This is a genomic window from Quatrionicoccus australiensis, from assembly GCF_020510525.1.
In the GTDB taxonomy this organism is placed as follows: Bacteria; Pseudomonadota; Gammaproteobacteria; order Burkholderiales; family Rhodocyclaceae; genus Azonexus; species Azonexus australiensis_B.
Window position 1 is genome coordinate 2,937,446 of sequence record NZ_CP075188.1, and the last position, 14,622, is coordinate 2,952,067.

Sequence of the window (14,622 nt, forward strand, 5' to 3'; positions counted from 1 at the left end):
CGCCGATTATCATTGGCGCATAGCTATTTTCACCTGATTGCTCCATGCCCCGCTTTGCCTACGTACTCCTGGTCAGCCTGCTGTTTCCGACCTTCTCTAGTGCCACCCCGGTCAAGGAACCCGCCAGGACGGCCAAGGCGCCGACAGGCAAGGCCAAGGTGCCGCACACGCGCAGTACAGCCAAAGCCAGGGCAGCGAAAAAGCCCGCCCCCGGCCACGCGACGATGGCCGCACCGGCCGGGCCCGCCGCTGCTGCACCAAGCGCCGTCAAACCCGCCGAAGCCGGCCCGACCACCACCTCGGCAAGTGAAAGCTGGTGCGCCGCCATCGGCAAACGTCTGGGCAGCGTGCCACCGCCGCTTTGCAACAAACTGGGCCTGGAGCCCGCTGCCCTTGTTTCCGGAAATGGCCACGCACTGATGTCGCGCGACATCGCTCCGCCCACCCGCAAGATCGCCCAGGCCGGCAAGCCCTCCGTCCGTGCCCGGCGGATCCTGCTGATCGGCGGCATCCATGGCGATGAGCTGACTTCCGCCTCTATCGTTTTCCGCTGGCTGCAATGGCTGGATGAAGCCGACAGTGAGGCCCGCCAGTACCACTGGCGCGTCATCCCGGTCGCCAACCCGGATGGCCTGCTCGCCAACCCGCCGCAGCGCGTCAACAGCCACGGCGTCGACCTCAACCGCAATTTCCCGACGCCGGACTGGGAAAGCGATGCGCAGGCCTACTGGGCCAAGAAAACTGGCCGCGACCCGCGCCGCTTCCCCGGCCAGAAGCCGATGTCGGAACCGGAAACGCGCTGGCTGCACGACGAAATCGAGAAATTCCAGCCCGACGTCGTGGTCAGCGTGCACGCCCCCTACGGCATCCTCGACTACGACGGCCCGGCGCACCAGCCGCGCCGCTTCGGCCATCTCGACCTGAACCGCCTGGGCATCTACCCCGGCTCGCTCGGCAACTACGGCGGCGTGCACAAGAACATGCCGGTCATCACCATCGAGTTGCCCAACGCGACCAGCATGCCGCCGGCCAAGGAGCAGCGCGAAATCTGGGAAGACATGCTGACCTGGCTGCGCCGCAACATCGCCGGCAAAACGACCTCCTGACGCCTTACTGCTCGCCGCCTTCGTTGCCGTTCTGGCGCGTACGGCGGCGCGCCTGCTGGTCGAGGGCACGCAAATGCCCGAGCTTTTCGCCGATCTTGCCTTCCAGGCCGCGCGGCGTGGGCTGATACCAGCCCGGCTCCGCCATGCCGTCCGGCAGATAGCTCTCGCCGGCCGCGTAGGCTTCCGGCTCGTCGTGTGCGTAGCGATAGGCGTGGCCGTAGCCGAGTTCCTTCATCAGCTTGGTCGGCGCGTTGCGCAGATGCACCGGCACCGGCGCCGAACCCGCCTTGCCGACAAAGGCGCGCGCCTGGTTGTAGGCCATGTAACCGGCGTTCGACTTGGCGGCGACGGCCAGGTAGATCACCGCCTGACCCAGCGCCAGCTCACCCTCCGGCGAACCGAGGCGCTCGTAGGTGGCGGCGGCATCGTTGGCGATCTGCATGGCGCGCGGATCGGCCAGTCCGATGTCTTCCCAGGCCATGCGGATGATGCGCCGGGCCAGGTAGCGCGGATCGGCACCGCCATCGAGCATGCGGGTCAGCCAGTACAGTGCGCCGTCCGGGCTGGAGCCGCGCACCGACTTGTGCAGCGCCGAAATCTGGTCATAGAAGGCATCGCCGCCCTTGTCGAAACGGCGCAGGCTCTGCGCCAGCGTTTCTTCGATAAATTCGCCGTCGACCGTCTGGCGCTTGGCGGTGCACGCTGCCGTGCGTACCTGTTCGAGCAGATTGAGCAAACGCCGCGCATCGCCGTCGGCCAGACCGACCAGGCGTTCGCGCGCCGTCGCATCGAACTCGAGATCGGCCAGCGAACGCTCGCGGGCGCGGTCGAACAAGCTACCCATCTCGGCCTCGTCTAGCGACTTCAGCACATAGACCGAGGCCCGCGACAGCAAGGCGGAATTGACCTCGAACGACGGGTTTTCAGTGGTCGCGCCGATGAAGGTGAACAAGCCGGATTCGACAAACGGCAAAAAGCCGTCCTGCTGCGCCTTGTTGAAACGGTGGATTTCATCGACGAACAAAATCGTGCGCTTGCCCTGCGCCCGCCACATCTCGGCCTGCACCACCGCCTCGCGCACTTCCTTGATGCCGGAAAACACCGCCGACAGCGCGATGAACTCGCAACTGAACTGCGTCGCCATCATGCGCGCCAGCGTCGTCTTGCCAACACCGGGCGGCCCCCACAGGATCATCGAATGCGGCTGGCCGGACGCGAAAGCCAGGCGCAGCGGCTTGCCGGGGCCGAGCAGATGCTGCTGGCCGATCACCTCGTCCGGCGTTTGCGGGCGCAACTGCTCGGCGAGCGGTGCGTTGGCCGCTGCAGCGGCATCCTGCGGCGTACGGTCGACCGCGTTTTGCGAGAACAAATCACTCATTGCATCAACCCCAGGCCCGCGAGAACACTTCGTCGAGCGCCGCCACCACGCTGTCGCCCTCTTCGGCCAGCGAGGCCACCTGCGGCCCGAGCGCATCGAGCGACAGCGAAACGATATCGAGCGGATTGAGCACGACCCGCCGCCCCTCGACCATGAATGCCGGATTGACCGGCGAAGCCGGTAAATCGACCGCACCGGCCAGCAGATCGCCGGCCACCAGCGGCACAACCACGCGCCGACGCCGCGCGTCGAATGCCGCCGACTGCACGACCACGACATAGGGCACCTGCGCCGCCTGCCGCCCGATATTGCGATGCACGTCGAACTGGCTCATAGCGTCGAATGCTCGTCGGCGAACGAACCATGCGCCTCTTCAAAGCGGTTCCAGGCCCCCGACACCTCGGCGTAGCGTTGCTGCTGATCCTGGCGCAACTGCTGCTCGCGCGCCACGAACTCGGCGAGCAGACCATCGACGGTCGACGACAGATTGCGGGTAAAAACCCGCGCCTGCTGTACCGTGCTTTCATTGAGCAACAAATTTACCGGGCGTTTGGCCGGCACTGTCTGGGTAACGGGTTTCATGGCAAGACCTCCTGTGCGCATGGTATGCGCAGCCACTTGAAAAAGCCAGTCAGCGCACCGCATCGAGCGGTGACAACACACCGCGCCCACCGCGATTGAGCACATGGGTGTAGATCATCGTCGTCGACACATCGGAATGGCCGAGCAGTTCCTGCACCGTGCGAATGTCGTAACCCGATTCCAGCAGATGGGTGGCGAAGAAATGGCGCAAGGTGTTTTTGATTCTGGACAACCTGCGTGTGCATCACAGCAACAAGGTTCGGGACTGGCTGAAAAAGCACAGCGAACACATAGAGGTGTTCTTCTTGCTCGCCTTTTCTCCGGAACTCAACCCGGACGAATATCTGAACTGTGACTTGAAGGCCTTGGTTCATGGCGGGAAACCAGCCAAGAATCGGGATGAACTGGAATCAAAGGTGCGAGGCGCAATGATAAAAAACAGAATCGTCCAAAACGGGTTATGTCCTATTAACCTGGCAAATAGATAGGGCGTTTATGTTATGATATTTGCATGGATAAAGAAGATGCCCGCAAGCTCAGGCCAGAGCAACAAAAGGAGAAGCGCAAGATAGCGCTTCGCATGCGAATGAACGGACGCGAATTTGCCGAGATTGGATTAGCGGTCGGAGTACATTCCCGTACGGTCCAATATTGGTGGTCGCGCTACCAGGCAGAAGGCCTCAAGTCGGCGGTAGAAGGCGGCAAAAGAGGCACGGAGATTGGTGAGCGACGCACACTCAGCGTGGAACAGGAGTGGGCAGTGCAGCAGTTGATCAGCGAGAAAATGCCTGACCAACTCAAGCTTTCCTTCGCGCTCTGGACACGGGCAGCAGTTCAGGAGTTGATCCATCGTCGTTTCAAGATCGACATGCCGATTCGGACGGTCGGTGAGTATCTCAAGCGCTGGGGTTTTACACCGCAGAAGCCGTTGAAGCGGGCCTATGAGCAGAAACCTGAATTGGTGGAGGCTTGGCTCAAGGAGAGTTACCCACGCATCGCCCGGCGCGCCAAGGACGAAGGGGCGGAGATTCACTGGGGTGACGAAACGGGCATCCGTAGCGATTGCCAACATGGCCGGAGCTATGCGCCAGCGGGAAAAACACCTGTTCAAAGGGTGCCCGGCAGCCGGTTTGCCACGAACATGATCTCCACGGTCACCAACCAGGGGAAAGTGCGCTTCATGCTCTATCGGGAAACGATGACGGCCACTGTCCTGATTCGATTCCTTGCACGCCTGGTTCGTGATGCTGGACGCAAAGTGTTTTTGATTCTCGACAACCTGCGAGTGCATCACAGCAACAAGGTTCGGGACTGGTTGGAAAAACATACCGAGCACATTGAGTTGTTCTTCTTGCCCGCCTACGCCCCGGAACTCAATCCGGACGAGTATCTGAATTGCGACCTGAAGGCCTTGGTTCATGGCGGAAAGCCTGCCAGGAATCGGGATGAACTGGAATCAAAGGTGCGAGGTGCAATGATGAAAATACAGAATCGCCCAAAACGGGTTATGTCCTATTTTAGACACCGAAAAATCCAATATGCCGCGTAATGAACCTATTGGATTGCCGGGTTAATATTTTAGACATCGGAAAATCCAATATGCTGCCTAATGAACCTATTGGATTGCCGGGTTAATAATTAGACACCACCAGAAAATATCAGGCAAAAAAAGCAGACACTCAAAAAAAAGAAACTGCAAACAGTTTCATTTTTCTGAGTTTGATTTGCACTATTTATACCGATGACCAGATTTCAAAATCCTCGTAACCAAAATCGGCAACACGCCCTTTGACAACAGCAACCAAAACTGCTTCCGAATCAGATTGATTACCATCGGCATCATAATAAAGACGCCCGGAAGACGTATCGTAGATCAAATAATCATCAATCCCGGTTTCATTTTGACTCGCACCAGTCAGGCCTTTGCCCTTGATGAAACTCGTTTCTTTCAACCCGATTAAAGACGTATAGACAGCGCTGTCGAATGACAGAATATCAATGACACCATTATCGGAACCTGCGTCAAAATCATTAATTTTATGAGATAGATAGGTTGCCTTGACCGTGCCGTACTGGTCACCACTCATAACAACTTCTGTTTCTTCCGGCAAAAAATTAAACACAAAAACATCGTTACCTTTTCCGCCCCACACCTTATCATTTCCATCACCGAGCCAAATCACATCATCACCAGCACCAGACTTAATCGTGTCACTGCCTGAAGATGCCATACCATCTTCAATATAATAACCATCCTTATTGATAATGTCGTTGCCCGATCCGGTAGTAATCACATCATCTCCGGATCCGCCATACACTATATTATTCCCATCACCGGCCTTAACCACGTCATTACCGGTTCCCGAACCAATAACATCATTACCGGCCCCGGCATCAATACGATCATCTCCGTCATCGGAATCGATCTTCCCGGTTTCCGCAATAACGTAGTTATTGCCGTTTCCCGCATTAATCTTGTCGTTTCCATCGCCGGCATAAATAACATCGTTACCCTCGCCAGACTTGATCGAGTCGTTACCTGCATTGCCGTCGATAACGTCATCGCCGCTGGTTCCCACCAGATTGTCGGCAGATGTGGTACCGATCAAACCATCCCACTCGATGATCGACCATAACAAATTGGACCCGGACAGATCGTTCCATTGACCGGCAGCCCCAAGCCCACCGCCACTGGCAGGCCATTTACCGGCCCCCATGGCCGCGTAATTCTGGCTACCACCAAAATTATCCGGTTCCGAACCAAGACTGCCGCTCCCCCAATTGCTGTAGGAAACGGAAGTGGCATCGGTCCACAGCCACGTTCCCTCGGCTCCGCTATCGGAAGCCCCGATCCAGGCATAGTCGGCACCTCCGCCATCCTGCGCGAGGCTTCCTCCCTTAACCATCGATGCCTTCAGGTTTTTAAGTATTGCCGCGTTTTCAGCGGATGACCCGATATTGACCAAATACGAGGTGACTGAAACGCCCAATGCAGCATCATCGCTCCACGCCAGACTGGTCGCGTTTGTAACCGCACTATCCCAAGTCTGCTTTGACGTCTCGATTTCATAGGTGTGACCGTTAAAATAAAAATGGGTTGCCATTGCCAAGTCCTCCAAACCGGTATTTTTTCGATGATACGCGGATACCATCTCTGTGTCATCGCACCGCGGCGCATCAACAGCTGGTCCATTCGCTTCGAATACCACGCCCCAGAAGGAGTAGCTGCAATACCGTACAGATTTTTCCCGGGGCAGCCTTTAAGATAGCCCCCCGTCGTATCCACTCCCGCAAGGCACTTCCGTCATGATGCATCTCAAGCGTTCCGTCCTCGCCATTTCCGCCCTCTTCCTGCTCGGCAGCGGGCCGCTGCTCGCTGCGCCCGGCAAGGCTGCGGCGCCCGCCACGCTGGAGGCGCAGGCTGGCGGCTTTTCGTCCTACGTGTTGCCGAACGGTTTCCGGATCATCCTGGCGCCCTTCCCGGCGGCGGCCAACGTGCGGATCGAGCTGCTGGTCAAGACCGGCTCGAAGCTCGAAGGCTATGGCGAAACGGGCATGGCGCATCTGCTTGAGCACATGCTGTTCAAGAGCGCCGGCCCGCGCAAGGACATCAAGAGCGACCTGACGGCGCTAGGCGCCAGCTGGAACGGCACGACCAACGCCGAGCGCACCAACTATTTCGAGACGGTGGCAGCCGAGCCGGACAAGGTGGATGCGGCGATCCGTATCGAGGCCGACCGTTTCATCCGCGCCAGTTTCACCAAGGAGCATCTGGCCAGCGAAATGACCGTGGTGCGCAACGAGCTGGAGCGCAACGACAGCGATGCCGGCAGCCTGGTCATGCGCGCCCTGCAACGGCAGAGCTATTTCTGGCACGGCTATTCGCGCCCAACGATCGGCGCGCGCAGCGACATCGAGGATGCGCCATTCAGCGCGCTGCAGGCCTTTCACAAGAAACACTATCGCCCGGACAACGCCGCCCTGATCGTTTCCGGCAATTTCGACGCGGCGCGCGTGCTGGCGCTGGCCGGCAAGCTGTTTGCCGAGGCGCGCAACCCGGCCAGCCCGAAAATCACCAGCTGGACGCGTGAAGAAGCCCGTGCCACGACCAACCGCAGCGAACTGACCCTGCCCGCCGGCAAGACCATCGCCGCCAGCGCCTGGAAGTTGCCCGGCATGACCGAGCGCGAAACCTACGCCCTCGACCTGGCGAGCAGCGCAATCTGCGCCGAGGACTGGGGCAGCCTGCGCAAGGAGCTGGTGCTCGAGCGCAAGCTGGCCGTGTCGGCCTATTGCGGCACGCAGATCCAGAGCGACTACAGCCTGCTGATCGCCTCCGCCTCGGCTGGCAAGGACGCCGATGCCGAAGCGCTTTCCGCCGCCCTGCGTGGGCATCTGGAAAAGGCGGCAGCCAACGGGATCAGCGCCGAACAACTGGAAAGAGCCCGGCAAAACGAGTTGACCGCCTGGGAGCGCCTGGAAAGCGACCACGAAACCCTGGCGCCGCTGCTCTCGCAGGCCGAGCTGGGCGGCGACTGGCGCCTGTTCTTCTGGCAGCGCGACATGGTCAAGGCGGTGACGCTGGCCGAGGCCAATGCGGCGCTCAAGAAATGGCTGGTGGCGGTCAATCGCAGCGACGTGCTGCTGCGCCACGCCGACGGGGTCAGCGCGCCGGAAATCGGCAAGGCAACGCCGGCCGCCGGTCTGGTCCGGGGCAAGACCTGGGCGCCGGTCGCCAAGAGCGCCGACCCGATCCCGACGTCGGTCGGCGAACTGGCGCGCGCCACGCAGAAAATCACCCTTGATGGCGACAAGGCCCGCGCCGCGCTGATTTCGCGTCGCACCCAGGGCAATCTGGCGTGGGTGGTGCTGGCCAATGATTACGGCAACGAAGCGACGCTGAGCGGCCGTCGTGCCGCCTGCGCGATGGGCAACAACCTGCTCGCCTACGGCGGTGCCGGCCTGAGCCGCGACCAGCTGAGCGCAAAACTCGAAGCCCTGCAAGCCGAATGGTCGCTCGGTCTGGGCGGCATCGTGCTCGAAGCACCGCGCCAGAACATCGACGCCGCGCTCGACATCCTGCTCGCCGCCTGGGCCGCGCCGGCGCTACCGGTCAACGAGTTTGAACGCATCAAATCGGCAAGCATTGCCAGCCTCGAAGCGGCCCTGAAAAACCCCGGCAACGTTGCCGCCACGCAGAGCGGCCTGCGCTTTGACAACTATCCGGCCGGCCACCCCTTGCAGCCGCGCCCGCTCGAACAGCAGCTGGCCGAAAGCCGCGCCGTGACGCTGGCCGACGCGACCGCCTGCGTCAATGACTTTGCCGGCATCGGCCATGTCCGTCTGGCCATGGTTGGCGCCTTCACGCCGCAGGACGTCAGCGCCACCTGGAGCAAGATCGCCCGCCTGCCCGCCGCCCGGATTCCCTACGCCCGGGTCAGGGATGTGGCCGTCCCGACAACGGTCGACACCACGCCGATCCGCATTTCCATGCCGGAGAAACCGAATGCCAGCATCACCGGTGCCGCCCTGCTGGCGATGACCGACGAGTCGCCCGATTTCCCGGCCCTGCGCATTGCCGTCAAGATTCTTGGTGGCGATGCCGACAGCCGCGTCTGGAAGCGCCTGCGCGAAACCGACGGCCTCGCCTACGGCGCCGGCGTTTCCCTGGCCGGCAGTTCGTTCGAGCCGCGCAGCCGGGTGACGCTGCAGGCAAGCGCCGCCAGCGACAAGTCGGAAGCCGCCCTCGCCGCCCTGCAGGAGGAACTGGTTCGGGCACTCAAGGAAGGTTTCACGGAGCAGGAAGTGAGCCGCGCCAAGAAGGCCTGGGCGGAGGAGCGCAAGAACATGCTGCGCGCCGAGAAGTCCTTCGCCGGCACGCTGGCGCAGGGCCTGTACACCGGCCACGATTACGCCTGGGTGGCGCAGTACGACGCGAAGATCGCCCGGCTGAGCACGGCCGAAGTGAACGCCGCGCTACGTAAATACCTGCAGGATGCGCCCATCGTCTGGGCGATCGGACGCGGCAACTGAAAATCGGCATTTCCGGGCGGTCGACCGCCCGGAAAAGGCAAAATTACTCGCCGATTACATCGACGCCGGCCGGCGGCGTGAATTTGAAGGCATTCGCCGGCAGGGCCGGGTTGCGCTCCAGCGCCGAGAAGGTGATCAGCGTCGTCTGACCGAAGCTGTCGTGCAACTCCATGGCTTTGAGATCAGCCGCGGCAAAGCCGAGGCGCACTTTCTCGAAACCGCTGTCGCCGCTCTTCGGCGTCGCCTCAACCCAGTTCAGGCCTTCGGCGCTGCCGGCTTCGGCCAGCGTGAAATTCTTTTCCAGGTCGTTCTTGCCGGCGAGCAGGGCCGCCGGCGAACCGCCGATCGCCTTGCCGACCGGGCGCACCGTGACCTGCTGCAGTTCGGTGTCGTAGATCCAGATCTTCTCGCCGTCGCCGACGATCAGTTGCGGCGAGGGCTTGCGGATTTCCCAGCGCAGCTTGCCCGGCCGCGAAATGGCGACGACGCCGGACGATTGCTGCGGCTTGCGGCCGCCCTTGGCGACCACCAGTTGCGCAAAATCGGCCTTGAGCGTGCGCGTGCTCTGCAGGAACTGGTGCAACTGGTCGATTGCGCCGGCTTCGGCGCACAGCGGGAAGATGGCCGTCGCAACGGTCAACAGGGTTTTACGGGCAAATTTCATTCAGCTTCCTTGCGGGCGAGGACTTCGCGGCCGCCACGGCCGTCCATGGAAGAAACCAGGCCGGCCTTTTCCATGGCTTCGATGAGACGCGCCGAACGGTTGTAACCGATGCGCAGATGACGCTGGACCAGCGAGATCGAGGCCCTTTTGTTCTTCAAAACGATGTCGACCGCCTGGTCGTAAAGCGGATCGGCCTCGGCATCGCCGCTTTCGCCACCATCGCCACCGCCCTCTTCCTCGTCGCCGCCGCCACCGTTGAGGATGTCTTCGATGTATTCCGGCGCGCCGGTCGCCTTGAGGTGTTCGACGACGCGGTGCACTTCGTCATCGGAGACAAACGCACCATGGACGCGGGTCGGGTAGCCGGTACCCGGCGCCAGGTAGAGCATGTCGCCCTGGCCGAGCAGCGCTTCGGCGCCCATCTGGTCGAGGATGGTGCGCGAGTCGATCTTGCTTGAGACCTGGAAGGACAGGCGGGTCGGGATGTTGGCCTTGATCAGGCCGGTGATCACGTCCACCGACGGACGCTGCGTCGCCAGCACGAGGTGGATGCCGGAGGCGCGCGCCTTCTGCGCCAGACGCGCGATCTGCTCTTCGACCTTCTTGCCGACCACCATCATCAGGTCGGCCAGTTCGTCGATGATGACGACGATGAAAGGCATGGTCTTCAGCGGCTCCGGCGTTTCCGGCGTCAGGCTGAGCGGGTTCGGGATGTGCTCGCCGCGCTTCTCGGCATCGCGGATCTTGGTATTGAGGCCGGCGATGTTGCGCACGCCCATCGCCGCCATCAGCTTGTAGCGCTTTTCCATCTCGGTGACGCACCAGTGCAGCGCGTTGGCGGCCTGCTTCATGTCGGTGACGACCGGCGCCAGCAGGTGCGGAATGCCTTCGTAGATAGACAGTTCGAGCATCTTGGGGTCGACCATGATCAGGCGCACCTGGTCCGGCTCGGCCTTGTAGAGCATGGACAGGATCATCGCATTGACGCCGACCGACTTGCCGGAGCCGGTCGTGCCGGCAACCAGCAGGTGCGGCGTCTTGGCCAGGTCGGCGACCACCGGCAGGCCGCCGATGTCCTTGCCGAGGCAGACGGTAAGCGGGCTGCTCATGTCGTTGTAGGGCCGGCTGGAGATGATTTCGGAGAGCTTGACCATCTGCCGCTTCGGGTTGGGCAGTTCGAGCGCCATGCACGACTTGCCGGGCACCGTTTCGACAACGCGGATCGAGACCATGGCCAGGGCGCGCGCCAGGTCGCGCGCCAGATTGACGATCTGGGCCCCCTTGACGCCGACCGCCGGCTCGATTTCGTAGCGCGTGATGACCGGGCCGGGCAAGGCCGCCAGCACCTTGACCTGGACACCGAAGTCGGCGAGCTTGCGCTCGATCAGACGTGAGGTGTACTCCAGCGTTTCGGCACTGACCGTCTCGGTGACCGGCGGCGCCGGGTCGAGCAGGTGCAGCGGCGGCAACTGGCCGCCGAATACCGCCTCGGGGAAGAGCACCGCCTGCTTTTCGCGCTCGACGCGGGCCTCGGCCTTTTTCGAGACCGGCACTTCAACCGGGGCCGGCGTTTCGATGATGATCGGCTCGTGCAATTCGACGCGACGTTTCTCTTCTTCGACGACGACTTCGCGCTGCTGCGCGACTTCCTTGCCGATCTGGCGATCGCGCCAGGCATCGACACGGCCGTAGAAGAAGCCGACGAAATTCTCCAGCCCGGCACCGAGCTTCTCGAAGGCCCACAGCCAGGACATGCCGGAGAACACGCTCCAGCCGGCCGCCATCACGGCAAGCAGGAGCAGCGTCGAGCCGGTATAGCCGATCTGATGGGCGAGGACGCGGCTGACCTCGATACCGAGCATGCCGCCCGGACTGAGCGGCAACTCAAGCTTCAGGGAGTAGAAGCGCAGGGCTTCCAGCGTCGAACTGGCGACCAGCAGAAAGACAAAGCCGATCAGCGCCACGTAGAGCGGCCGGCTTTGCGCGGCATCCTGCGTATTGAGCTTGTGAAAGCCCCACCAGACAAACATGCCGAGCAGGACGATCCACCACCAGGCGGAAAAACCGAACATGTAGAGCATCAGGTCGGAAATCCAGGCGCCGGCGCGCCCGGCCGGGTTGTGCATGCCCTGCCCGACGATGGCGTGCGACCAGCCCGGATCTTCGCGACTGAAGCCCCACAGGGCCATCGACAGGAACAGGGCGACAGCGCCGACGGCGAGCCAGCGCGACTCCTGCAGCAGGGTGCCGATTTTTTCCGGCAAGGGACTTGCCGTGTTGCGCTCGATATTGCGTCTAGCCATGTTCAAACTCCGGCGATGATCGGCCGATCATCCTTGCCAACAATAGAAGCGCCGCGCCCGGAAAACAGGCTGCAGCCAAAAAATCCTGAAGACACAAATCACTTTCCAGTCATACAGTTACGCGATGATTATAAACTGCTTTCCCAAACAACATGGGAACTTGGCGGAAAAGCCCGCCTCTGAGAAGGCTATAATTTTCCGATCAGCCACTTAAAGAGGATCGTCATGTCCCAAACCACCCGTCACAGCCCCCTCATCATTCTCGGCTCCGGCCCGGCCGGTTACACCGCCGCTGTCTATGCTGCCCGCGCCAACCTCAAGCCCCTGCTGATCACCGGCATGGCCCAGGGCGGTCAACTGATGACGACGACCGAAGTCGATAACTGGCCGGCTGACACCGACGGCGTGCAGGGTCCGGAACTGATGGCCCGCTTCGAGGCGCATGCCCGCCGCTTCGAAACCGAAATCCTGTTCGACCACATCCACACCACCAAGCTCACCGAACGCCCGTTCACGCTGACCGGCGATGCCGGCACCTACACCTGCGACGCGCTGATCATTGCCACCGGCGCCTCCGCCATGTACCTCGGCCTGCCTTCCGAAGAAGCCTTCTCCGGCAAGGGCGTCTCGGCCTGTGCCACCTGTGACGGTTTCTTCTACCGCAACAAGCCGGTGGCCGTGGTCGGCGGCGGCAACACCGCGGTCGAGGAAGCACTTTACCTTGCCAACATTGCCAGCCATGTAACGGTTATTCACCGTCGCGAGAAGTTCAAGGCCGAGAAGATCATGCAGGACAAGCTGTTCGAGAAGGAAAAGGCCGGCAAGGTCACCATCCTGTGGAACAGCACCCTAGACGAAGTGCTCGGCGACGACTCCGGCGTCACCGGCCTGCGCGTCAAGAGCACCAAGGACGGCAGCACGCAGAACGTTGACGTGCATGGCGTCTTCATCGCCATCGGCCACAAGCCGAATACCGACATCTTTGCCGGCCAGCTCGAGATGGATCACGGCTACCTAGTGACCCAGGCCGGGCGCAACGGTAACGCCACGCAGACCAGCATCCCCGGCGTCTTTGCAGCCGGCGACGTGCAGGACCAGATCTACAAGCAGGCCTGCACCTCGGCGGCCAGCGGTTGCATGGCGGCCCTCGACGCCGAGCGCTACCTCGACAATCTTGGCCACCAGGGCTAAGCACAACCCGCTCAAGGACGGTTTGCGGGCAGTCTGGAAGACTGCCCGCAATGCTGTCCAGGCCGCACCGGCAACACGACGCGAGGAGGTGCCGGAGGCAACGGCCATGCCCGCCCCCGCCGACGACAGTGCTGTTTTCCTGGCGGCCGTTGCCGGCGCGGCGCCCTTGCCGCCCGACAATCGCGTGCAGCTGGCGAAAGCACCGGCACGACGCATCCCGCCACGTCCGCTCCGCAATACCGAGCAAGCAAGCGCCACCAGCCAACGCCGCGACGAGAGCGAACTGCCCGCCTCCTGGCACAGTGAAGGCACCGTCCCGCGCCGGCAGTTGCCGAGCGATCCGGATGCCGCCGCCTTCGTACAGGCGATGGCCGGCGTGGCCCCCCTGCCCGAGGTCAATCGGGTCGTGCTCGGCAAGCCGCCACCGCCGCCCCGGCCGCAACAATTCGTCGCCGATGAACGGGCTGCGCTGCATGAGAGCCTGCATGGCCCGATCGGCCTGCAGGACCGTCTGGAAGGCGGCGACGAGCCGAATTACCTGCGTGACGGCCTGGCCAATACGGTTTTGCGCGATCTGCGGCGTGGCCGCTGGGTGACCCAGGATGAAGTCGATCTGCACGGTCTGAACCGCGACGAAGCGCGCCATCTGCTCGCCGGCTTCCTGGCCGACTGCCTGCTGCACGGCCGGCGCTGCGTGCGCGTCATTCACGGCAAGGGACACGGCTCACCACAGAAGCTGTCCATCCTGCGCCAGCTGGTGCGCGGCTGGCTGGCCCAGCGCCAGGAAGTGCTCGCTTACTGCCAGGCCAAGCCGCAGGACGGCGGCGAAGGCGCCCTGCTCGTCCTGTTGCGTTCGGCCAAAAAACAAGGGACAGCCTGAGCTGTCCCTTTTTGCCAAAACCATTTCTGCCGCAGGTCAGTCGTAGCGCGAAGACGAGCCGCAGACAGTGCAACCTGCACGGCAAGGCGAAGTCGACAAAGCTACGGCTGGCATGCGGTAGAAATCAAATTGCGGCTTCGTTGGTTTCGCCGGTACGAATACGAACGATCTGTTCGACCGAGGTGACGAAGATCTTGCCGTCACCGATCTTGCCGGTACGGGCTGCCTTGATGATCGCGTCAATGGCCGGCTCGACGTTGTCGGAAGCGACAACGATCTCGATCTTGATCTTGGGCAGGAAATCGACCACGTACTCGGCACCACGATACAGCTCGGTATGGCCCTTCTGGCGACCAAAACCCTTGACCTCGGTGACGGTCAGGCCGGCGATGCCGATTTCCGACAGGGCTTCGCGCACTTCGTCGAGCTTGAAGGGTTTGATGACGGCTTCAATTTTCTTCATCGTCTGTTCCTCTCTCTAGATA

12 protein-coding genes and 2 pseudogenes are annotated in these 14,622 nt (G+C 61.9%); 6 read left to right on the top strand and 8 right to left on the bottom strand.

What is annotated here, in order from left to right; all coding sequences use genetic code 11:
* The first annotated feature begins 44 nt into the window (after positions 1-44).
* Complete coding sequence (locus tag KI612_RS14040) at positions 45-1,106, top strand: M14 family murein peptide amidase A (RefSeq protein WP_226440693.1); 1,062 nt, start codon at positions 45-47, stop codon at positions 1,104-1,106.
* 4 nt (positions 1,107-1,110) lie between these two features.
* Here KI612_RS14040 and KI612_RS14045 read toward each other — a convergent pair whose 3' ends face one another.
* From KI612_RS14045 to KI612_RS14060, 4 genes and pseudogenes are all read right to left on the bottom strand, one after another.
* On the bottom strand, positions 1,111-2,484 hold the full coding sequence (locus KI612_RS14045) for a replication-associated recombination protein A (protein WP_226440694.1): 1,374 nt from the start codon (positions 2,482-2,484) through the stop codon (positions 1,111-1,113).
* Between the two features lie 4 nt (positions 2,485-2,488).
* The gene (locus KI612_RS14050; RefSeq protein WP_226440695.1) at positions 2,489-2,818 is read right to left on the bottom strand and encodes a CcdB family protein; all 330 of its coding nucleotides are present in this window, start codon (positions 2,816-2,818) and stop codon (positions 2,489-2,491) included.
* Positions 2,815-3,066: a type II toxin-antitoxin system CcdA family antitoxin gene (locus tag KI612_RS14055; RefSeq protein ID WP_226440696.1), complete on the bottom strand. Its 252-nt coding sequence runs from the start codon at positions 3,064-3,066 to the stop codon at positions 2,815-2,817. Before KI612_RS14055 ends, KI612_RS14050 begins: the two co-directional genes overlap by 4 nt.
* A 49-nt stretch (positions 3,067-3,115) precedes the next feature.
* Positions 3,116-3,283: pseudogene (locus tag KI612_RS14060) on the bottom strand (tyrosine-type recombinase/integrase); the annotation flags it as partial.
* Between KI612_RS14060 and KI612_RS14065 the strand changes: the two are divergent.
* Together KI612_RS14065 and KI612_RS14070 are read left to right on the top strand one after the other, a co-directional pair.
* Positions 3,273-3,538 (top strand): annotated as a pseudogene (locus KI612_RS14065) (transposase); the annotation flags it as partial. The pseudogenes KI612_RS14060 and KI612_RS14065 sit on opposite strands and share 11 nt — an antisense overlap.
* A 39-nt stretch (positions 3,539-3,577) precedes the next feature.
* Positions 3,578-4,615: an IS630 family transposase gene (locus tag KI612_RS14070; RefSeq protein ID WP_226440294.1), complete on the top strand. Its 1,038-nt coding sequence runs from the start codon at positions 3,578-3,580 to the stop codon at positions 4,613-4,615.
* Between the two features lie 184 nt (positions 4,616-4,799).
* Here KI612_RS14070 and KI612_RS14075 read toward each other — a convergent pair whose 3' ends face one another.
* A complete protein-coding gene (locus tag KI612_RS14075) occupies positions 4,800-6,170 on the bottom strand; it encodes a lectin-like protein (RefSeq protein ID WP_226440697.1) in 1,371 nt (456 codons plus the stop codon).
* Between the two features lie 202 nt (positions 6,171-6,372).
* On the opposite strand from KI612_RS14075, the gene KI612_RS14080 reads away from it, so the two are divergent.
* Positions 6,373-9,099, top strand: coding sequence for a M16 family metallopeptidase (locus KI612_RS14080; RefSeq protein WP_226440698.1), 2,727 nt, complete (start codon positions 6,373-6,375; stop codon positions 9,097-9,099).
* Between the two features lie 43 nt (positions 9,100-9,142).
* Here KI612_RS14080 and lolA read toward each other — a convergent pair whose 3' ends face one another.
* Both lolA and KI612_RS14090 read right to left on the bottom strand, forming a co-directional pair.
* Positions 9,143-9,763, bottom strand: coding sequence for an outer membrane lipoprotein chaperone LolA (gene lolA, locus KI612_RS14085; RefSeq protein WP_226440699.1), 621 nt, complete (start codon positions 9,761-9,763; stop codon positions 9,143-9,145).
* On the bottom strand, positions 9,760-12,066 hold the full coding sequence (locus tag KI612_RS14090) for a DNA translocase FtsK (protein WP_226440700.1): 2,307 nt from the start codon (positions 12,064-12,066) through the stop codon (positions 9,760-9,762). The genes lolA and KI612_RS14090 overlap by 4 nt, the downstream gene beginning before the upstream one ends.
* 225 nt (positions 12,067-12,291) lie before the next feature.
* Here KI612_RS14090 and trxB point away from each other — a divergent pair, with 225 nt between their 5' ends.
* Positions 12,292-13,257 (top strand): thioredoxin-disulfide reductase, encoded by a 966-nt coding sequence (gene trxB / locus KI612_RS14095; RefSeq protein WP_226440701.1) that lies wholly within the window; start codon positions 12,292-12,294, stop codon positions 13,255-13,257.
* Positions 13,241-14,137, top strand: coding sequence for a Smr/MutS family protein (locus KI612_RS14100; RefSeq protein ID WP_226440702.1), 897 nt, complete (start codon positions 13,241-13,243; stop codon positions 14,135-14,137). The genes trxB and KI612_RS14100 overlap by 17 nt, the downstream gene beginning before the upstream one ends.
* Before the next feature lie 124 nt (positions 14,138-14,261).
* Here the strand turns inward: KI612_RS14100 and KI612_RS14105 are convergent, their stop codons facing one another.
* Entirely contained in the window at positions 14,262-14,600 is a 339-nt protein-coding gene (locus KI612_RS14105; protein WP_226440703.1) for a P-II family nitrogen regulator, read from the bottom strand.
* Positions 14,601-14,622 lie beyond the last annotated feature (22 nt).

Coding starts and splice junctions, on each gene's coding strand:
- KI612_RS14040 (WP_226440693.1), top strand. CDS start 45: ATGCCCCGCTTTGCCTACGTACTCCTGGTCAGCCTGCTGTTTCCGACC.
- KI612_RS14045 (WP_226440694.1), bottom strand. CDS start 2,484: ATGAGTGATTTGTTCTCGCAAAACGCGGTCGACCGTACGCCGCAGGAT.
- KI612_RS14050 (WP_226440695.1), bottom strand. CDS start 2,818: ATGAGCCAGTTCGACGTGCATCGCAATATCGGGCGGCAGGCGGCGCAG.
- KI612_RS14055 (WP_226440696.1), bottom strand. CDS start 3,066: ATGAAACCCGTTACCCAGACAGTGCCGGCCAAACGCCCGGTAAATTTG.
- KI612_RS14070 (WP_226440294.1), top strand. CDS start 3,578: ATGGATAAAGAAGATGCCCGCAAGCTCAGGCCAGAGCAACAAAAGGAG.
- KI612_RS14075 (WP_226440697.1), bottom strand. CDS start 6,170: ATGGCAACCCATTTTTATTTTAACGGTCACACCTATGAAATCGAGACG.
- KI612_RS14080 (WP_226440698.1), top strand. CDS start 6,373: ATGATGCATCTCAAGCGTTCCGTCCTCGCCATTTCCGCCCTCTTCCTG.
- lolA (WP_226440699.1), bottom strand. CDS start 9,763: ATGAAATTTGCCCGTAAAACCCTGTTGACCGTTGCGACGGCCATCTTC.
- KI612_RS14090 (WP_226440700.1), bottom strand. CDS start 12,066: ATGGCTAGACGCAATATCGAGCGCAACACGGCAAGTCCCTTGCCGGAA.
- trxB (WP_226440701.1), top strand. CDS start 12,292: ATGTCCCAAACCACCCGTCACAGCCCCCTCATCATTCTCGGCTCCGGC.
- KI612_RS14105 (WP_226440703.1), bottom strand. CDS start 14,600: ATGAAGAAAATTGAAGCCGTCATCAAACCCTTCAAGCTCGACGAAGTG.